16 protein-coding genes are annotated in these 19,771 nt (G+C 69.8%); 9 read left to right on the forward strand and 7 right to left on the reverse strand.

What is annotated here, in order from left to right:
- Nucleotides 1-5: 5 nt before the first annotated feature.
- Entirely contained in the window at nt 6-1,112 is a 1,107-nt protein-coding gene (locus ABT130_RS01550; RefSeq protein ID WP_350911291.1) for a citrate synthase 2, read from the reverse strand.
- A gap of 169 nt (nt 1,113-1,281) precedes the next feature.
- On the opposite strand from ABT130_RS01550, the gene pdxH reads away from it, so the two are divergent.
- The 5 genes from pdxH to ABT130_RS01575 all read left to right on the forward strand — a co-directional run bounded on the left by pdxH (nt 1,282) and on the right by ABT130_RS01575 (nt 7,272).
- Nucleotides 1,282-1,935 carry a pyridoxamine 5'-phosphate oxidase gene (gene pdxH / locus ABT130_RS01555; RefSeq protein ID WP_350911293.1) on the forward strand — a complete coding sequence of 218 codons (654 nt, stop codon included), beginning with the start codon at nt 1,282-1,284 and terminating at the stop codon, nt 1,933-1,935.
- Between the two features lie 56 nt (nt 1,936-1,991).
- Nucleotides 1,992-3,239 (forward strand): MFS transporter, encoded by a 1,248-nt coding sequence (locus ABT130_RS01560; protein WP_350951906.1) that lies wholly within the window; start codon nt 1,992-1,994, stop codon nt 3,237-3,239.
- Between the two features lie 159 nt (nt 3,240-3,398).
- Nucleotides 3,399-4,103, forward strand: coding sequence for an iron-dependent transcriptional repressor DtxR (locus tag ABT130_RS01565; RefSeq protein WP_350951908.1), 705 nt, complete (start codon nt 3,399-3,401; stop codon nt 4,101-4,103).
- A gap of 117 nt (nt 4,104-4,220) precedes the next feature.
- The gene (locus ABT130_RS01570; RefSeq protein WP_350911299.1) at nt 4,221-6,446 is read left to right on the forward strand and encodes an ATP-binding SpoIIE family protein phosphatase; all 2,226 of its coding nucleotides are present in this window, start codon (nt 4,221-4,223) and stop codon (nt 6,444-6,446) included.
- Nucleotides 6,447-6,498: 52 nt separating this feature from the next.
- Nucleotides 6,499-7,272: an alpha/beta fold hydrolase gene (locus ABT130_RS01575; protein ID WP_350951910.1), complete on the forward strand. Its 774-nt coding sequence runs from the start codon at nt 6,499-6,501 to the stop codon at nt 7,270-7,272.
- Nucleotides 7,273-7,292: 20 nt separating this feature from the next.
- On the opposite strand, the gene ABT130_RS01580 is transcribed toward ABT130_RS01575, so the two are convergent.
- Nucleotides 7,293-7,805 (reverse strand): hypothetical protein, encoded by a 513-nt coding sequence (locus ABT130_RS01580; RefSeq protein ID WP_350951912.1) that lies wholly within the window; start codon nt 7,803-7,805, stop codon nt 7,293-7,295.
- Nucleotides 7,806-7,857: 52 nt separating this feature from the next.
- On the opposite strand from ABT130_RS01580, the gene ABT130_RS01585 reads away from it, so the two are divergent.
- Nucleotides 7,858-8,073 (forward strand): hypothetical protein, encoded by a 216-nt coding sequence (locus ABT130_RS01585; RefSeq protein ID WP_350951915.1) that lies wholly within the window; start codon nt 7,858-7,860, stop codon nt 8,071-8,073.
- A gap of 82 nt (nt 8,074-8,155) precedes the next feature.
- Here the strand turns inward: ABT130_RS01585 and ABT130_RS01590 are convergent, their stop codons facing one another.
- The gene (locus tag ABT130_RS01590) at nt 8,156-9,301 is read right to left on the reverse strand and encodes an acyl-CoA dehydrogenase family protein (RefSeq protein WP_350951918.1); all 1,146 of its coding nucleotides are present in this window, start codon (nt 9,299-9,301) and stop codon (nt 8,156-8,158) included.
- A gap of 241 nt (nt 9,302-9,542) precedes the next feature.
- Here ABT130_RS01590 and ABT130_RS01595 point away from each other — a divergent pair, with 241 nt between their 5' ends.
- From ABT130_RS01595 to ABT130_RS01605, 3 genes are all read left to right on the forward strand, one after another.
- The gene (locus ABT130_RS01595; protein ID WP_350951920.1) at nt 9,543-10,970 is read left to right on the forward strand and encodes a hypothetical protein; all 1,428 of its coding nucleotides are present in this window, start codon (nt 9,543-9,545) and stop codon (nt 10,968-10,970) included.
- A gap of 12 nt (nt 10,971-10,982) precedes the next feature.
- Nucleotides 10,983-11,837, forward strand: a complete 855-nt coding sequence (locus ABT130_RS01600; RefSeq protein WP_350951922.1) for a class F sortase — start codon at nt 10,983-10,985, stop codon at nt 11,835-11,837.
- Nucleotides 11,838-13,322: 1,485 nt separating this feature from the next.
- Nucleotides 13,323-14,549 (forward strand): glycerophosphodiester phosphodiesterase family protein, encoded by a 1,227-nt coding sequence (locus ABT130_RS01605; protein WP_350951924.1) that lies wholly within the window; start codon nt 13,323-13,325, stop codon nt 14,547-14,549.
- Nucleotides 14,550-14,601: 52 nt separating this feature from the next.
- Here the strand turns inward: ABT130_RS01605 and ABT130_RS01610 are convergent, their stop codons facing one another.
- The 4 genes from ABT130_RS01610 to ABT130_RS01625 all read right to left on the reverse strand — a co-directional run bounded on the left by ABT130_RS01610 (nt 14,602) and on the right by ABT130_RS01625 (nt 19,606).
- On the reverse strand, nt 14,602-15,786 hold the full coding sequence (locus tag ABT130_RS01610) for a PQQ-dependent sugar dehydrogenase (RefSeq protein WP_350911313.1): 1,185 nt from the start codon (nt 15,784-15,786) through the stop codon (nt 14,602-14,604).
- Between the two features lie 153 nt (nt 15,787-15,939).
- On the reverse strand, nt 15,940-18,042 hold the full coding sequence (locus ABT130_RS01615; protein WP_350951926.1) for a xanthine dehydrogenase family protein molybdopterin-binding subunit: 2,103 nt from the start codon (nt 18,040-18,042) through the stop codon (nt 15,940-15,942).
- Nucleotides 18,039-19,049: an FAD binding domain-containing protein gene (locus tag ABT130_RS01620; RefSeq protein ID WP_350951928.1), complete on the reverse strand. Its 1,011-nt coding sequence runs from the start codon at nt 19,047-19,049 to the stop codon at nt 18,039-18,041. Before ABT130_RS01620 ends, ABT130_RS01615 begins: the two co-directional genes overlap by 4 nt.
- Nucleotides 19,046-19,606, reverse strand: a complete 561-nt coding sequence (locus tag ABT130_RS01625) for a 2Fe-2S iron-sulfur cluster-binding protein (RefSeq protein WP_350911319.1) — start codon at nt 19,604-19,606, stop codon at nt 19,046-19,048. The genes ABT130_RS01620 and ABT130_RS01625 overlap by 4 nt, the downstream gene beginning before the upstream one ends.
- Nucleotides 19,607-19,771 lie beyond the last annotated feature (165 nt).

A 19,771-nucleotide genomic window follows, 5' to 3' on the forward strand; every position in this document is an offset into this window, starting at 1 on the left:
GGAATTCAGAAGGAGCTGACGGCCTCGGCGGCGCCGGGGACGTCGTGGACCGAGCGCTGAGGGGGACCCACGTAGTCGGCGCTGGGGCGGACAAGCCTGCCCGTGCGCTTCTGCTCCAGGATGTGCGCGGCCCAGCCCGCGGTGCGGGCGCAGGTGAACATGGAGGTGAACATGGATGAGGGAACCTGGGCGAAGTCCAGGATGACCGCCGCCCAGTACTCGACGTTGGTGGCGAGCACCCGGTCGGGCTTGCGGGCGTGCAACTCCTCCAGCGCGGCCTTCTCCAGCGCCGCGGCGACCTCGTAACGCGGTGCGTCGAGCTCCTTGGCGGTGCGGCGAAGCACTCGTGCCCGGGGGTCCTCGGCACGGTAGACGCGATGACCGAAGCCCATGAGACGCTGGCCCTTGTCGAGCTCCGACTGCACGTACTTCTTGGCGTCGCCGACCTGCTCGACACCCTCGATCATGTGCAGCACGCGCGCGGGCGCACCGCCGTGGAGCGGGCCGGACATGGCGCCGACCGCACCGCTCAGCGCCGCGGCGACATCGGCTCCGGTGGAGGCGATGACCCGGGCGGTGAAGGTGGAGGCGTTCATGCCGTGCTCGGCGGCGGACGTCCAGTAGGCGTCGATGGCCTTGACGTGCCTGGGGTCGGGGTCGCCCTGCCAGCGGATCATGAACCGCTCGACGATGCTCCTGCCCTTGTCGACCTCGCTCTGGGGGACCATCGGCTTCCCGAGACCGCGCGAGGACTGGGCGACGAAGCTCAGGGCCGTGACGCTGGCCTGCGCCAGGTTGGCACGGGCCTCCTTGTCGTCGATGTCGAGCAGCGGCTTGAAACCGTACGCGGGGGCCAGCATGGCCAGCGCGCTCTGCACGTCGACGCGGATGTCACCGGAGTGGACAGGAATGGGGTAGGGCTCGGCCGGGGACAGACCCGGCTGGAACTCGTTGTCGACAAGCAGGCCCCACACGTTCCCGAAGGAGACGCGACCGACCAGCTCTTCGATGTCAACGCCCCGATAGCGGAGGGCGCCCCCTTCTTTGTCCGGTTCCGCGATCTCAGTCTCGAAAGCTACTACGCCTTCGAGCCCGGGTTTGAAGTCGGACATTTTCGGCCGCCTCCCTTTCTTGAAGTCAAAGCCTTGATGTCGAGATACCGGCGGGTCATATTCAACCCCCTGAGCCGGGGCAGCCTGCCGCCGGACCCACCAAAGCGGGATCGCCGCAGGTGGGGGGCGCTGAGCGGGCTTCCGGCTCGGCACGGGAGAATACCTTCCCGTGGATGCCGCATCGCGACCGCCCTCGATGGCGGGACTTCGTCGCACGTACCAGGGACTGCCTCTCCTCGAGGAGGACCTCGCACCCGACCCCGTGTCGCAGTTCGCCGCCTGGTTCGGCGACGCCGTGGACGCCGGGCTTCCCGAGCCGAACGCGACGGTGCTGGCGACCGCCTCGGCGGGGGGCCGGCCGACGGCCAGGACCGTACTGCTCAAGGGTTATGACGAGAACGGGTTCGTCTTCTACACCAACTACGAGTCGCGCAAGGGGCGTGACATGGCGGAGAACCCGAGGGCCGCCCTGCTGTTCCCCTGGCACTCCATCCGCCGCCAGGTACGGGTGGAGGGGGCGGTGGTACGGCTGCCGCGCGAGGAGTCGGCCGCCTACTTCAGGTCCAGGCCCTACGGGTCGCGGATCGGCGCCTGGGCCTCGCGGCAGTCCGCGGTCGTGCACTCCAGGGACGAGTTGGACGCCCGCTACGAGGAGTTGTCGGAGCGTTGGCCGGAGGATCCGCCGATCCCGGACTTCTGGGGTGGACTGCGCGTGGTGCCGGCCGAGGTGGAGTTCTGGCAGGGCCGCACAGACCGTATGCATGACCGCCTCCGTTACCGGCGCTCCGGCGCCGGTTGGATCATCGAACGCCTGGCCCCATGACACCCTGCCCCCTCTTTGCTGATATATCCAGGTATGTCCGGTAGAGAGGGAGTGGTGTGGGGTTCGGAAATTTCGTCCGCAGGCACGCGGCCGACACACGCCCGCTCGGCATCCCCGCTTACCGGCGGCTCTGGGCCGGTCAGGGTGTGTCGTTCATCGGCTTCCAGCTCACCTCGGTGGCCGTCAGCGCCCAGATCTACGACATCACGGAGTCGTCCTTCTGGGTCGGCATGCTCGGCCCCGCCAACCTGATCCCCCTGGTCGTCTTCGGGCTCTGGGGCGGCGCGATCGCCGACGCCGTCGACCGGCGCCGGCTCCTCATCATCGGTGCGCTGATCGCCTGGTCGGGGACGCTCGCGCTCCTGGTCCAGGCGGCCCTCGGGTCGACGAGCGTCGGCCTGTTGCTGGCCACCGTGGCCCTGCACGCCACAGGTTTCGCCATCACGGGCCCGACCAGGGGGGCCATCATCCCCAGGCTGGTCCCGGCCGACCTGATCCCGGCGGCCAACACCCTCAACTTCCTGGTGAGCGGCCTCGGCACCGTCGTCGGGCCGTTGATCGGCGGGGTCGTGCTCGCCCAGAGCGGTTTCGCCGCCGCCTACCTGATCGACGCGCTGCTGTTCGGCGCGGGCTTCTACGCCGCGGTGAGACTGCCGAGACTCGAACCGGTCGGCGAGGTGACGCGCCCAGGCCTGCGGTCGGTCCTGGACGGCCTGCGTTACGTCTGCGGGCACCCGGTGGTGCTGATGTCGTTTGTCGTCGATCTCATCGCCATGGCGTTCGCACTGCCCAGGGCGCTGTTTCCGGAGGTCGTGGCCGAGAGGTTCGGTGGTTCGCTGGTCGCGTTCGGCTGGCTGTCGGCCAGCATCGCCATCGGCTCGGTGCTCGGCGGGGTGCTGTCGGGCTGGGTGGGGCGGGTCCGGCGTCAGGGAATGGCGCTCACGTACGTGATCGCGGCCTGGGGGCTCACCGTCGCCGCGGCCGGACTCGCGGACCAGTTGTGGCTGATGGTCGCGCTGCTCGCGTTCGGCGGGGCCGCCGACCTGGTCTCCGCGGTGTGGCGGCAGACGATCCTGCAGACCCACGCGCCCGATGACATGCGCGGGAGGATGCAAGGCGTCTTCATGGTGGTGGTCGCGGGAGGCCCCAGACTGGGGGATCTCCGGGCCGGGGCCACCGCCTCGTGGTTCGGGGCCACGGGGGCCTGGGTGGGCGGTGGGATCGCCTGCGCGGTGGCCGTGGTCGCGGTGGGGCTGGCCATCCCGGCCTTCAGAAAATATCAACCGGTCGCGAGTAGTGTTTGAGCAGCTAGGGAAGGATTCGGCGGCCCCCGGTGTTGCTGTCCTTTGCCATCACGAGCCGTTCTCCCAATAGGGTCGTGTCTTCGAACTTCCAAGGTCCCGCGCCGCCCTCCCGGGAACACCGCGCGATGGACGTAGCATCGAGAGAGGACGGGAGGAACCTTGACCGCACACGGCTTGATCGACACAACGGAGATGTACCTTCGTACGATCTTCGAGCTGGAGGAGGAGGGCATCGTCCCCCTGCGCGCGCGTATCGCGGAGCGGCTCCAGCAGAGTGGTCCCACAGTCAGCCAGACGGTCGCCAGGATGGAGCGCGACGGTCTGGTTCGCGTCGAGGGCGACCGGCACCTGACCATGACCGATCTGGGACGTACTCTCGCGACCCGCGTCATGCGCAAGCACCGTCTCGCCGAGTGTCTGCTCACCCAGGTCATCGGCCTGCCCTGGGAGGATGTGCACATCGAGGCGTGCCGCTGGGAGCACGTCATGTCCGAATCGGTGGAGGCGAGGCTGGTCAGCCTGCTCAACAACCCCACGGAGGACCCGCACGGCAACCCGATCCCCGGCCTGGAGGAACTCGGCGTCCCGGGCGTTCCCGACGGGCGGTCGGAGTCGCTGCCGTCGATGGCCGCGATGGCCGGACCCAGAGATATACCCGTTGTCGTGCGGCGAATTAGCGAACAAGTGCAAAGCGATCCGGCTGTGATGCTTAAACTCAAGCAAGTTGGGATACAACCCGGACGCGAGGTAACGCTCGCGGTGAGCGACGACGGTGTGCGGGTGACAGGTGACGACGAGGCGGACAATTTTCTTGCGGATCTCCCGCGAGAGATTGCCGCGCACGTTTTCGTCTCCACACGCTGACCGAGGCCCCTTAGCTCGGTTGGATCCCGTTCGGGAGTCCCTCCGCTCCCAGGCCGAGACTGCAGGAGCAACCGTGGTTCGCTTTGCACACACCCGCCCACGAGGGGCGGTCACCGGATGAAGCGGTGGGGGGATGTTTCCCAAGATGCCGCTGATCACCTTACGGCCGGCTCCGTCCTAGATCATGCTGAGATGGCGGTGGTGGTCACCGACAGGTTCAGCAACCTGCTCTACTGGAACCCTTTCGCGGAAAGGCTTTTCGGGCGACCGGGCACATCGGGACCACGTGACCGGTCCCTCTCCCTGGGCATCATGGAGAAGGACCATCCGCTGGCCGTCGAGCTCTCCAAGCACGTCCTCAAGGGCGGTGTCTGGGAGGGCACGTTCGACGTCAGGCGCGGCGACGGGACGATCATCTACGTACGGGCCCAGGCCGTGCCGCTGCGTCACCCCTCGGGAGCGGTGACGGGCATCGTCATCACCGCTCGTGAGGCGATGCGCAGCAACGAGCGGGAGAAGGACCGGTTCGGCCTGCTGGAGCGGATCGGCGAGCGTCTCGCCGGATCGCTCTACGTCGAGGAGACGCTCAAGCGCGTCGCCGAGATGCTCGTCCCGCAGTTCGCCGACCACTGCTTCATCGAGCTGATGGAGGAGGGGCGGCTGACCCGCAGGGTCTCCACACACGTCCAGGGGTGGAGCCCGCCGCCCAACACCTGGGCGCCGATCGGGGCGGAGATCCGCTACCCGGCGGGACACTACGCCGACATCGCGCTGCGCCGCCAGGAGACGATCCTGGTCGAGGACTTCTCCCAGACCAACTACCCCAGCCCCGGCGAGGCCAACACCCGCCTGGCCGCCGAGATCGGCATGACCTCGGCCATCGTGGCGCCGCTCTGCGTGCGAGGTGAGACCCTCGGGCTGATGTACCTGGGGCTGTCCAACCTGACCGACCGGCGTAGCCCGCACTACGACGCCTTCGACCGTGACTTCGTGGGGGCGATCGCCACCAGGGTCGCCCTCGCCGTCGACAACGCGCTGCTGTTCGAGGAGGAACGGCACACGGCGGAGTCCTTCCAGAAGCACCTTCTTCCCCGCGCGCTACCGCAGCTCGACGGGCTGGAGATCGCGGTCCGCTACTTTCCCGCCGCACCCCTGGCCAGCCACGGGCAGGGCATCCAGACCCAGGTCGGCGGCGACTGGTACGACGTCATCCCGCTCTCGGCGGGCCGGGTCGGCATCGTCATCGGCGACGTCGAGGGCCGGGGCGCCAAGGCCGCGGCGGTCATGGGGCAGCTGCGGGCGGCGCTGCGGGCCTTCGCCCAGGACGACAAACCGCCCGCGGAGATCCTCGCCAGGCTCGACGAGTGGACGCGCATCATCGCCACCCCCGAGCAGGACGAGAGCGGCGCCGACATCAGCATCCCACCCATCGTCACCTGCCAGTATCTGGTGTACGACGCCTGGTCGCGGCAGCTGTCGTTCGCCAACGCCGGTCACGCCCCCCCGCTGCTGCTCATCGGCGACACCTGCACCGAACTCGACATCCACGAGGTCGGCCAGCCGCTGGGAGTCCGGGCCAAGGGCATGCACGCGGACCTGGTCTACAAGGAGGAGACGCGGACACTGCCCCCCGGGGCCGCGCTGCTCCTCTACACCGACGGGCTCGTCGACCGCCGCCCCATCCGCGACGCGGACGGCAGGCCGCCCAGCGTCGAGGAGACGCTGGGGCAGCTCTGCGAGAGGCTCATCGAGATCAGCGACACCTCCGTCGAGCGCATCGCCGACGCCGCCACCGTCGCGGTGCCCGGCGAGATCGACGATGACATGGCCATTCTCGTGCTCAGGTCCGCCCCCGAGGACCTGGCCGTCGAGGAGCGCACCTTCCCGGCCCAGCCGATCATGGTGGGTGAGGCGCGCCGGATGGCCTCGGAGGCGTTCATCGGCTGGAACGTCCCCGAGGAGCGCGCCGAGCTCGCCTGTCTGCTGGTCTCCGAGGTCGTCACCAACGTCGTGCTGCACGCCGCCAGCGCCAGTGTCCCGCGCAGGGAGCTGACGATGGACGGCCCTCCGCTGTCGTTCGACGAGTCCTGGGACATCCCCGGCTTCGAAGACGAGATCGTCAATGAGAAGGAGTTCACCCTACGGCTGCGCCGGGGCGGAGAGTCCGTCTGGGTCGAGGTCTTCGACCAGGACCTCCGGCTGCCGCGCATCCGCAGCGCGGGGGAGAACGACGAGGGTGGCCGGGGCCTCTATCTCGTCGACCAGCTCGCCAAGCGCTGGGGCTCCCGCCCCACCAAGGAAGGCAAGGCCGTCTGGTTCGAGATCCCCACCAGGTCGCGCTGAACGGCACGTGGCAGAGCTGGAACAACTGTCCGATCGGTGGTTGACTCGGAACATGGAGCTGGCGTTCGAACGGCGTGGGACGGGCTCGCCCCTGGTCCTGCTGCACGGCATCGGGCATCACTGGCAGGCATGGTTGCCGGTGCTCGACCGGCTCGCCGCCGAGCGAGACGTGATCGCCGTCGACTTTCCCGGCTTCGGGGTGTCACCGCCGCTGCCGTCCGGCACGCCGTATACGGCGGAAAGCCTGGCGGACGCGATCGAGTCCTTCTGCGGGATGCTCGGCCTGCGCGACCCGCATGTGGCGGGAAACTCCCTGGGCGGTTACGTCGCCCTCGAACTGGCCGCGCGCGCCGCGGTCCGCTCGGCCACCGCGCTCTCTCCCGCCGGGTTCTGGAACCGTAGCGAGCTCGCGTACGCGCGAGCCGTCCTGCGGATCGCCAGGGCCGCCGCCCGTGACCTTTCCCCCGAACGGGCGCTGGCCCACGCGGAAGACCCGCTGATCCGCGGCCTCTCCCTGAGTCTTCTGGTCGCCCACCCCGCCAGGCTCTCCCCTGAGGCGCAACTCGCCGCTCTCCAGGCGCTCAAGGACGCCTCGGGGTTCGACGAGACCCTCGCCTCGTTCGCGGGACTGATGCCTCCCGCGCCGCCGAAGGTGCCGGTCACGATCGCCTGGGGCGAGCACGACAGGCTGCTTTTGCGCCGGCAGGCGGTAAGGGCCGCCAAATGGTCGGGGCAGCGGGTGAAACTGCTCAAGGGGTGCGGGCATGTGCCGATGACCGACGATCCCGAGCTGGTCGCGAGGGTGCTGCTGGAGGCGTCCGCCTAGGGCGGGATGCCGACCTGTGCCTAGCGGAACGACTGTCCCCAGATGGCCAGCATCGCGATGACGAACACCACCATGACACCGGCGTACGCGACAGGGCCGAGCCGGAAGGCGCGCCGTACCCGATTCAGGCCCCAGGCGAACAGGAACGCCAGGAAGATCAGCAGAATCAGCCCGCTGTCCATCGTCACCCCCTCGGGAAGTCTCCGTTGACCAGTATGCGTCGACGGAGCCGTTTCCGGGGCGGGTAAACGCGATCCGGAACCCGTGAGATCGTTACGTTTCGTGAACAGGACATCGAAGGTAACGCGTGCCCTGCTGATGGCAGCCCTGGCCATAGGTCTCTCCGCATGTTCGGACGCGGGCGGTACGTCCGGCGCTTCGGTGACCGCGACCGTCACCGTGACCGCCTCCGTCACTCCATCCCCCGAGGTCTCCGCGGTTCCGTCGCCTCCCGCCTCCGCCTCACCGACGGAGCTTTCCACGCCGCCTCCCATATCGTCGCCGTCGGCGAGCGTGCCGGGAGGCCGGGGCATCGATGACACGGTACGGGGGCGGATAGCCCTGCGAGGAGCGGACTCGATCACGGTGATCTCCGCCAGTGACCAGGGGGTGAAAGCCCTCCTGGTGCCCTACACGGTCGTGCTCGACGCACAGGGGCTGATCTGCACGGAAGGGAAGGCCCCGCACAGCTGCTCCGTGGAGCAACTGCGGAAGGCTCTCGGCAAGGGTGACGTCCTCCTCGCCGAAGTGACGATCAAGGACGGGGTGGCCGTCCAGATCCAGGAGATCACCCAGGGGTGACGGCGCCGGCCGGCCGATCACGGGAGCCCGCTGTCCCGCCGTCGCGAGGGCGGCGGTTCTCCCGTGTGGTGGCCGGGGCGGGTCAGAAGCCGAAGGAACGGCCGATGATCTCTTTCATGATCTCGGTGGTGCCGCCGTAGATGGTCTGGACACGGCTGTCGATCCAGGCCTTGGCCACGGGGTACTCCATCATGTAGCCGTAGCCGCCGTGCAGCTGCAGGCAGCGGTCGATGACCTTGGTCTGCAGCTCCGTGGTCCACCACTTCGCCTTGGCCGCGTCCACCGCGGTGAGTTCCCCGGCGTTGAGTGCCCGGATGCATTTGTCCACGTAGTGGCGGGCGATCTCCACCTCGGTGTCCAGCTCCGCCAGGACGAATCTGGTGTTCTGGAAGCTGCCGATGTTGCGGCCGAAGGCCGTGCGGCTCTTGCAGTACTCGATGGTCGCCCGCAGGACCGTCTCCGCCGCCGCCACCGCCATCACCGCGATCGACAGGCGCTCCTGCGGCAGGTTGGCCATGAGCTGGAAGAAGCCCTGTCCCTCCTGCGGGCCCAGCAGGTTGGCCGCGGGGACCCGGACGTTGTCGAAGAACAGCTCCGCCGTGTCCTGGGCGTGCATGCCGATCTTCTCCAGGTTGCGGCCCCGGGTGAAGCCCTCCATGCCCCGTTCGACGACCAGCAGCGAGATCCCCCGGGCGCCCGCCTCCGGGTCGGTCTTCGCGACCACGACGACCAGGTCGGAGTTGATGCCGTTGGTGATGAAGGTCTTCTGGCCGTTGACCACGTAGTGGTCGCCCTCGCGCACGGCGGTCGTCCTGATGCCCTGCAGGTCGCTACCCGCGCCGGGCTCGCTCATCGCGACCGCCGTGATGAGCTCGCCGCTGGCGAACCCGGGCAGCCAGCGCGCCTTCTGCTCGTCGTTGGTGAGGTCCACGAAGTACGGCGCCATGACGTCGTTGTGCAGCGAGAACCCCAGGCCGGACGCGCCTGTCGAGATGACCTCCTCGGAGATCACGGCGTTGTAGCGGAAGTCGGTGATCCCCGCCCCGCCGAACTCCTCGGGTACCCCGAAGCCGAACATGCCGATCTCTCCGGCCTTCTTCCACACCTCGCGGGGGACGATGCCGTCCTTCTCCCACTGGGCATGATGGGGCGCCACCTCGCGGGCCAGGAACTCGCGTACTGTCTCTCGGAAGAGCTGGTGCTCCTCGTCGAAGAGGTCTCGCTGCATTGTGTGCCTCCTAGGGGTCCGTGACACAGAATACGATTCTGTTACTCCGGGGTACACCCGGCCGGGGGGCGCTAGTGCGGCTTGCGGTGGTTTGTGGACTTACATCCAGATCACAAGTGCGCCACGGTCTCCGTACGTACCCGATTTCTCGCTGCGCTGAAGATGGTTCAAACCGTACGATCTACCCTCGGTGTGCTATGGCTACGCCCGTTGACGGCAGCCTTTGTGATCGGAGTATGTAGTGGTTCGGTGGCGATCTGGGCTCCGTAGATCTCTCGCGGTTTCGGCCCTGTGCCTTGTCAGTGGCGCACTGGTCGCGCTGCCCTCCGGCGCGGCCGGTGCCAGCAACGCCGAACTCGTGATCGACTACGCGTGCACCGGAGGGATCGCGCTGAACAACAGCACGGTCAACCTCCGGACGAAGGTGTCGATCCCCACGACGCTCAAGGTCGGCGAGCCGCTCAACATCGGCTGGAAGCTCGGCTACAAGCAGGATCCGACCCGGTTCGGTTCACCTGACTACTTCGCCCCCGGCGCCAAGGTCCTGGTCACCGGGAACGTCCAGCTCTCCGGCAGCTGGGTCGGTGTCCTCCAGCCGGTCGGAAGCGTGGACCAGCCCAACCAGCTCCAGCCGGGCAGCATTCTGCGGCTTCCCGAGGGGATCTCCGATTCCGCCCACACCGACAGGGCCGGGACGCTCAAGGTCAGCCCCAGGAAGTTGTTCGTGGACTTCATACCGCCGGCCGGCGAGGTCATGGTCAACGACGACGACCCTCGGGTGGGTTACCACGCGGCGGCCGACTGGGAGGATGTGAACGACGAGAATCAGAACATCGGCGACTACGGCCGCGACCTCCACCGTACGAACAAGGTGAACTCCTTCGCCTCCTTCACGTTCACCGGCACCGGGATCGAGTACGTCGCCCGGCGCAGCAAGGACGCGGGAAAGGTCGGGTTCAGGATCGACGGCCAGGACGCCACACCGTCCTTCGTCGACGCCTCGAAGAATCCCGACGGCACGCCGACGAACGCCGCCCACGAGGGTGGGCTCACGCTGTGGAGGTTCAACGGCCTCAAGTACGGCGAGCACACCATCGAGGTCAAGAACCTGGAGGACGGCAAGTGGGCACAGCTCGACGCCTTCCGGGTGATCACCAGGGAGCTGCAGAACCCGCCGAACGAGTACCGGGCCACGTGCTCGCTCGTCAGCGAGCCGGTCTCGGTGGACGTCACGATCTCCGAGGCGGGCGGGTCACAGTCGCCTGACCCGACGGGCACGGGGACCGGATCGCCGAGCCCCACGGTCACGCCGACGACTCCGACCCCCACTCCCACCAACACCCACACCGGCACATCGACCCCCACCCACACCGGCACGACGACTCCTCCGGTGAACGGGGTCAACAGCACGAGCACCAGCACGACCACCTCGACGCCCAAGCCGACCTTGACCGTGACCGCCACCGTCACCCCCACCCGGCCCACGCCGACCGCGCCGCAGGTAATCATCACGCCCAGCGGTGGGGCCCAGACCGGTGAGGCGCCACAGGGGAGCTCCGGCCTGGGGCTTCTCGGCGCGGGAACGGTGATGGTGACCGGTAGCGCGCTGGGCGGCGTGGCCTTGATGAGGCGGCGGGCGGCACACGCGCGCGGCCAGAGGGACAGCTGAAGGAGGCGCCGGATGTACCAAGGACCTGTGCAGGGCGGTCCCGGCCCCTATCCCGGCGGCGGCCCGGCGGCCAAGCCCAAGGGGAACATGCTGATGGCCGGGCTCCTGGTGGCCGGGTCGCTCGGCGGGGTGGCCGCGATCATGGCGGGGCTGCTCGCGTACCTCTCACCGGCGCCGGAGGATCCGGGCTATGGGCTGTCCGAGCCGCAGGCGGCGGTCAGCACCCTGCAGGAACAGCCGGGCGCGCAGCCGGGCACCGGGGAGCAGGTCGCCGAGCAGCAGCCCGCGGGGGTGTTGCCGTCAGCGGTGGGACCGGGCGGGCTGGGCGTCCCGCTGACGGCCGCCGCGCCCACGGCGCCGCCGCCGTTGCCGGTGGTCCAGCCTCCGGCGCCGTTGAAGAGTGACGGGGTGAAGCCCAGGCGGCTGGCCATCCCGAAGATCGGCGTGCTGGCCCCGCTGATGGCGCTCGGCGTCGACTCCAAGCGGGAGATCCAGACTCCTCCGCTGAGCAAGCCCAACCAGGCGGGTTGGTACAAGTACGGCCCCATCCCCGGGCAGCAGGGACCTTCGGTGGTTCTCGGGCACGTGAACACCCGGAGCGGGGCCGCCGTCTTCAGCCGGCTGAAGGAGATCAAGCGCGGAGACAAGATCAAGGTCTCCCGGACGGACGGGACCGTCGTGGAGTTCACGGTCGACGGTGTGGAGCAGGTCAGCAAGGCGGCCTTCCCGTCGAAGCGGGTCTACGGCAACACCGGTGAGGCGACCCTGCGCCTGATCACCTGTGGCGGTGTCTACAACAGGAAGACCGGTCACTACACCGACAACATCATCGTCTACGCGACCCTGTCGAAGACCCGTCGTACCTGAGCGCCGGGTCCGGCCGCCGTACTCGCTGAATCGGCGGGTCGCGGCCGCTCCGACGACCGCCTCCGATCGTTAGCCTCCCCGGCAATCCGGGTAGGGAGTTGTTTGTACGAAGTGGCCCCCCGAATGATCAGAAGGCGGGGGTGTGCCCAGGTGAGCATCGTGCGGGCCGGTGTCGTGGCCGTACTCATAGGGGTGGCCGCTCTCGGCGCCGCCCAGCATTCGAAGCCGTCGCACGAGCGCTCCACGAGTTGGGGCGCGCACAAGTCCGCGAGCTCGGGGGGCAAGCACGCCGGAGGATGGACGATCAAACGGCTGCGTTCGGGGAACGGGCACACGGCCACGCGCTCCGAGTCGAGCATCGAACGCGGAGGGAACTGGGGGTTCGGGCGACCGAGGCGTTCGGATACCGGACGGCACAGGGCGCGGGAGTTCGGGCGGCGGGGTCATGAGGCGAGGCGCCACGGGGGTCGCTGGTTCGGGTGGCGGGGCAGGGGCGGCGAGCGCGGCGGGGGGCGGGGGTTAGGGCGGTCAGACGATTCGGACTCCGGGCGATATGGGGTTGGCCGGCCGGATTCAGATGCCGAGCGCGGTGAGGGTTGGGGGTTCGGGCGGCCGGGGGATTCGAGGCCTGGGCGGTTTGAGGACCGGGGGTTCGGGCGGTGGGGTCCGGAGGCCGGTGAGTATGGCGATCGCGGGTTCGGGCGGTCGGGGGATCTGGGGTCCGGGCGGTTTGAGGACCGGGGGTTCGGGCGGCGGGGTCCGGAGACCTGGGGGTACGGCGACCGAGGGTTCGGGCGGCGAGGTTTCGAGGCGGGACGGTACGGCGACCGCGGGTTCGGGCGGCGCGGTTCGGATGCGCGGCGACACAGGGATCGCTGGTACGGACGGCATGGGCGGGCGAGGCACGGCGGGCACCATCGGCACGGGCAGCACCGGCACGGGCAGCGGCCGGGCCGGGCGGGTTGGTAGCGGCCTGGCCTGCAGTTTGAAACCGGGGCGGCAACGGTCTGTGGTGCGCGGCCGGTGCGACGCCGGTCCGCCGCCTGGGATCGGCAAGGGGACCGGAGGCCGGCGAGGGGCCTGAGGCCGGTATGGGGTCCGAGGCCGACGCGGTGGGCGGTCGCGCGCTGAATCGACAGGCCGGCGGTGACGTCCCAGGAGACGTCGAGACGCGAACCGGGCAGTCGGCCACTTCTTCTTTCTCCGTCGGACAACTGACCTGCGGGGTCACGTCACAGCGGGCACCGCACTCGCGCACGTCCTATGGAGGCCGTCGTCAGCCTGGTCCTGGCGATGATGTCGGCTGCTCCGAGGGAACGCGATGTCGGCGTGGCCGCCGGGGGACATTTCAGATTATTTCCGGACACAGTCGCGCAACGTGCTCCCGAGGGGATCGCTTCTGATCGTTAATCACCTGTCCGGTCCGGGTATAGGCGTTTATGCGAATGTGTCCCCCCTCTGACCCAGAGTGAGGGGTGTACGCAGGTGAGCAAGGCGCGGGCCGGTGCGCTGGCCATATTCATAGGAATGGCCGCGATCGGCGCCCTCCATCACGGGGGGGCGACGGGTACGCGATCCGCGAGCCCCGCGGCCGGGCAGTCCGGCGACTCGGTGTCCAAAGGGCTCACGGGTTCCACCGCCGAACGGTCCGCGCACTCCACGGCCGAGCGTCAGGTGAGTCCGGCGGCCAAGCGGTTCGGACGCCGCGGGGCCGAGCCGATCATCATCGCGCACCGCGGGGCCAGCGCCTTCCGGCCCGAACACACGCTGCTCGCCTACACGGTCGCCATCTCGATGGGCGCCGACTACATCGAGCCCGATCTCGTCTCGACCAAGGACCACGTGCTGGTCGCCCGGCACGAGAACGAGCTCTCGGCGACCACCGACGTGGCGAGGCATCCGGAGTTCGCCGACCGCAGGACTTCCAAGACCATAAACGGCATCCGGCACACGGGCTGGTTCACCGAGGACTTCACCCTCGCGGAGCTGCGCACCCTCCGTGCCAGGGAACGCTTCCCCACGCAGCGTCGAGGCAACACCGCCTACGACGGGATGGAGAGAATCCCGACGCTCGACGAGATAGTCCAGCTCGCGCAGAAGCACGGCGTGGGCGTCTACGCCGAGACCAAGTTCCCCACCTATTTCGCCTCGATCGGGCTGCCGCTGGAGGAACCGCTGCTGGAGACCTTCCGGAAGTACGGCTGGGACGACGAGCGGGACCCGGTCTTCATCCAGTCCTTCGAGACCGGGAACCTCAAGCGGTTGCATCCCCTCACCCGGCTCCGGCTCATCCAGTTCATCGGAGCGAACGGCGCCCCGTACGACCATGTGCGGGCCGGCGATCCGGCTACCTACGACGACATGGTCACTCCGGAGGGCCTGCGGGAGATCGCCGGGTACGCCGACGGCATCGGCGTGGTCACGAAGCGGATCGGCCCCCGTGATCCCGGCGGTTTCGAGAGCAGGCCGGTGTCACCCGCCGCGCTCGTCAGGAACGCCCAGCGAGAAGGGCTGCTGGTACACGCCACGACGGTTCGCAAACTCGCCGTGCGGCTCCGGGCGGACCTCAGGGGCGACAGCTCGGGCGGGCGCGCCGACGAGGAGGTGCGGAAGTGGCTGAGGCGTCTGTACCGGCTCAACCTGGACGGGGTGATCGCCGACGACCCCGGCATGGCGCGCGCCGTACGGGACCAGCTCCAGACCGAGGGCTGACCGTGTCCGCCGGCGCCGCCCGGCGCCGCGTCGGCCGCGGCCGAGGGGCATGTCACTCCGTCTCGGGCCTGGCCGGATAGCGCAGGATCCGGTCGTCGCCCTCGCGCACCTCACCGCGCCCGTCGGTGTTGGACGTGGTCAGCCAGAGCGCCCCGTCCGGTGCCACGGCGACCGTGCGCAGGCGGCCGTACCGGCCGACCAGTTCGGCCCGGGGTTCGCCGGTTTTCCCGTCGCGCAGGGGCACCGTCCACAACCGCTCCCCGCGTAGCGCCGCCACATACAGCGTGTTCCCGGCGATGGCGGCACCGGAGGGGGAGGCCTCGCTCGTGGGCCACGTCACCAGCGGGTTGGTGAACTTACCGCCGCGCGTGTCACCCTTGCCCTCCACCTCCGGCCAGCCGTAGTTGTGGCCGGGCTCGATCAGGTTGACCTCGTCCAGCGCGTTCTGCCCGAACTCGGTGGCGAAAAGGCGTCCCCGCTCGTCCCAGGCCAGCCCCTGGACGTTGCGATGGCCGAGGCTGTAGACCGGCGAGCCCGGCGTCGGGTTGCCGGGGGCGGGCTTGCCCTCCGGTGTCAGCCGGAGGATCTTCCCGTTCGGCAGGCGCGGATCCTGCGACGAGTCCCGCTGCCCCGCGTCTCCGGTGCCGGCGTACAGCATGCCGTCCGGTCCGAACGCGATGCGGCCGCCGTTGTGGAAGGAGGCCTTGGCGATGCCGTCGAACAGCACCTCGGGTGTGGTGTCGCCGAGGCGGAAGCGCACGATCCGGTTGTCGGATTCGGCGGTGAGGTAGGCGTACACGTAACGGTCCCTGGCATAGCCGGGTGACACGGCCAGCCCGAGCAGGCCGCCCTCGCCGCTCGCGACCACGCCGGGCACCCGGTAGACCTCGCGTGGCCGCCCGCCGCGCCCCGGGACCTGGAGTACCCGGCCGCTGTCGCGCTCGGAGACGAGCGCGTCGCCATCAGGCAGGAACGCCAGCCCCCAGGGCACCTCGATGTCGCGGGCCATCTCCTTTCCCGCCTGGAGGTCCGGCACCCCGTCCGGCACCCTGCTCGGAGCCGGGCTGGAAGTCCCGCTCTCCCCGGGAGTGCCGCTCGCGCTCCCCGAGGTCGCCGGCGCCGCATTCGGGGGAGCCACCTCCTCGGCGGCCGGGTCGCCGGCGCAGGCGGCCAGCGTCGCCACCAGCGTCGCCACCAGGCCGGCGGTCGGCACGATCCGGCTCACGGTCTTCCTCATGGTCACCCCTTCTGCGGCCGAGCGCGCCGGCGTCGGGCAGTCCTGGGCCGGTCAGTCCCGGTCTACTCGACCACTCTGCCCCATGCTCACGGTAGATCCCGCCCGACCGCACCTGTCGCGGCGATCTCCCCGAGATCGGCGGGGAAGGTCCCGTCAGCCGGTGTGCATGGCGGCCCGCACCCGATCGAGGGTGATCGGCAGGTCGCGCTGCCGGGAGCCGGTCGCGTGGAAGACGGCATTGGCGATCGCGGCGGCGGTGCCGACGATCCCCACCTCGCCGATGCCCTTGACGCCGACGGGGTTGAGCTCGTCGTCGTGCTCGTCGATCCAGTGGGCCTCGATCCCGCGGACGTCGGCGTTCGACGCGATGTGGTAGGTGGCCAGGTCGTGGTTGGTGAAGTCACCGAAGCGGGGGTCCATCTGCAGGGCCTCGTGCAGGGCCATGGAGATCCCCATCGTCATGCCGCCGAGGAACTGCGAGCGCGCCGTCCTGACGTTGACGATCCGGCCGGCCGCGAAGACCCCGAGCAGCCGCTCGATGCGGACCTGCCCGCTGTCGACGTCGACCTTGACCTCGGCGAACTGCGCTCCGAACGAGTGGCGGGAGAACCGCCCCTGGGCGGCGAGGTCCTCGGTGGTGTCCGCCCGCGCCTGCAGCCCTTCGGCGGGGACCATCCCGGACCGCTCGTCGAGCTCCCTGACCAGGGTCCGGCACACCTTGCTCACCGCCCAGCTCCACGAGGCGGTGCCCATGGACCCGCCGGCGAACGGCGCGGGTCCGAAGACGCTGCGGCCCACCAGGATGGTGATCCGGTCCATCGGCACGCCGAGCTCGTCGGCCGCCACCTGGGCCAGCGCGGTGCGAGCCCCGGTACCGATGTCGGCCGCGGCGATCTCGACCACGAACCTGCCCGTGGGCTCGGCGCGGGCGGTCGCGGTGGACGCCATGGTGAAAACCGGGTAGGTCGAGGACGCGACGCCGGTGCCGACGAGCCACCGGCCCTGTCTGCGGACGCCCGGCGCCGGGTCGCGTCCGGCCCAGCCGAAGCGCGCCACCCCCTCCCGCAGGCAGGCGATCAGGTTGCGGCTGCTGAACGGGAGGCCCGATTCGGGGTCCAGCGCGGGCTCGTTGACGATTCGCAGCTCGACGGGGTCCATCCCGAGGGCGTACGCCAGCTCGTCCATCGCCGATTCGAGGGCGAACATCCCCGGAGCCTCGCCGGGGGCACGCATCCACGATGGGGTCGGCACGTCCAGCTGTAGCAACCGGTGGGCGGTGTGGCTGTTGGGCGTCGCGTACATCGTGCGGCTGGCCGCGACCGTCGGCTCGGTGTATTCGACGCGCTTCGAGCTCTGCTGGAGCGCGTCGTGCCACACCGCGGTCAGCCGGCCGTCCAGCTCGGCCCCCAGACGCACGCGTTGCACGGTGGGCGTCCGATAGCTGACGAGTGGGAACATCTGCTGCCTGGTCATCGCCACCTTGACCGGCCGCCCGACGGCGCGGGCGGCCAGCGCCGCCAGCACGGTCGGCGGGCGCGGTAGCGCCTTCGACCCGAAACCGCCGCCGATGTGGTCGGCGACGATGCTCACCGCGCCGTCGGCGAGGCCGAACAGCGCGGCGATCGCGGTCGCCGACATCCAGGGCGCCTGGTCGGCGTTGTAGAGGGTCAGGGTCTCGCCCTCCCAGAACGCGATCGTGGCGTGCGGTTCCATCGGGCTGGCATGCTCGGCCGGGGTCGTGTAGGTGGCGTCGATGCCGGCCGGTGCCGCGGCCAGGGCGCTCTCTGCGTCGCCCCAGCGGACGGTTCCGGGGAAACCCGCGCTGGCCTTCTGCGGTGAGAAGATCCGCGGGTTGCCTGGACTCAGCACGACGTCGTGTTCCTGCTCGTCGTAGTCCACCCGCACCGCCGACGCCGCCTCGCGGGCGTCTTCCAGGGTGCTCGCGACCACGGCCGCGACGATCTGCCCGCGGTAGGCGACGTCGGCCGACTGCAGGACGGCCAGCTCGGCGTCGTCGGCGGGGTGCAGCCGGGAGACGTTGCCGCTGTCCAGGACGGCGATCACCCCCGGCAGGGCCAGCGCGGCGCCGCCGTGGACGGCGCGCACCCGGCCGCGGGCGATGGTGGCCTGCACGGGCCAGACATAGACGGCGTTCGGCACCGGGTACTCGTAGGCGTAGCGGGCCGCGCCGGTGACCTTCTCGCGTCCGTCGACCCTGGCCGGTGCCCCGCCCACCACCTTGTCGAGCGTGGTCATCGCCGTTCCCCTCCCACGGGATTCCCCGTGAGATCGCGTACGCTCGCCGCGATCAGGTCGGCGGCGAGCCCGATCTTGAACTCGTTTCCCGGCAGGGGGCGCGCCGACGCGAACTCCGCCTCCGCCGCCGCCAGCAGCAGTTCCCTGTTCGGCCGGTGACCGGCCAGCATCCGCTCGGCCTGGTGCGCCCGCCACGGCCGCGGGGCCACCCCGCCCAGCGCCAGCCGGATCTCCCGCAGCGACCCGCCGCCCTCCGTCGTGACCAGGGCCGCGACCGAGACCACCGCGAACGCGTAGGACCAGCGGTCGCGGACCTTGTGGTATCGCATGGCCGCGCCGTCCGGGGGCGGCGGCAGCTCGACACCGGTGATCAGGTCGCCGGGCTCCAGTACCGTCTCGCGATCGGGGGTGTCGCCGGGCAGCAGGTAGAGGTCGTGGAGCGGCACCGCCCGCTCCTTCCCGCCCGCGAGCCTGATGTGCACCACGGCGTCCAGAGCGGCCATCGCCACCGCCATGTCGGACGGGTGGGTGGCCACGCAGCTGTCGGAGGTGCCGATCACACCCAGGTCGCGGTGACCGCCGCCGATCGCGGAACAGCCCGTACCCGGGTCGCGCTTGTTGCACGGCTTGGTGACGTCCTGGAAGTACGGGCAGCGCGTGCGCTGCAGCAGGTTGCCGCCGGTGGTGGCCATCGACCTGAGCTGTCCGGAGGCTCCGGACAGCACGGCCCTGGCGAGCATCGGGAAGCGCTCCCTGATGCCCCGGTCGCCGGCCAGGTCGCTGTTGCGCACCGTCGCGCCGATGAGCACGCTTCCATCGGCCCGGTGCTCGATCCGGTCGTACGGCAGCCGGGTGACGTCCACCAGTGTCGCCGGCCGGGCCACGCCGAGTTTCATCAGGTCCACCAGATTGGTTCCGCCGGCCAGGAACATCGCGTCGGTGCCGTCCACGACGGCGGTGGCGGCGGCGCCGGGGTCGGCGGCGCGCTCGTAGGCGAAGGGTCTCATCGGTCGCCTCCGGGACTCGACCCGGCGACGTCGAGGACCGCCTCGACAACCCCGGCGTACGCCCCGCAGCGGCAGAGGTTGCCGCTCATCCGTTCGCGGACCTCTTCGGCGTCCAGGGCGGCGCAGGAGGCGACACCGGCCGCGACGTCCTCGGTGACATGGCTGGGCCAGCCCGCATCCGCCTCGGCGAGCGCGCCGATCGCCGAGCAGATCTGGCCCGGCGTGCAGTAGCCGCACTGGAAGCCCTCGTGGTCGAGGAACGCCCGCTGAACGGGGTGCAGGTCGTTCGCGCGAGCCAGACCGGCGACCCCCTCGATGGTGACGATCTCCTGTCCGGTGGCGGTGACCGCGAGCGTCAGGCAGCTGTTCACCCGCCGGCCGTCCAGCAGGACCGTGCACGTCCCGCACTGCCCGTGGTCACACCCTTTCTTCGCCCCGGTCAGGCCGAGATGCTCGCGCAGCGCGTCCAGCAGGGTCACCCGGTTGTCCAGGGAGACGGAGTGGTCGGCACCGTTGATGCGCAGCGTGATATCGCTGCTGAACGCTTCGACTGCCATGCCGTTTATCCTGCCAATTACCCAATGAGAATTGGATCACCTATTAATCTGAAAATCCAAAAGAAGCGGCAACCGTACTGCCGTGAAAATCACCGGCGGCTCGGGGAGACACCGAGATGGGCAGATGTGCCGCGGACGGGTGCCGAGAGGCGGCCGCCGGAGCCC

The sequence above is a fragment of the Streptosporangium sp. NPDC001681 genome, from assembly GCF_040298085.1.
GTDB lineage: Bacteria > Actinomycetota > Actinomycetes > Streptosporangiales > Streptosporangiaceae > Streptosporangium.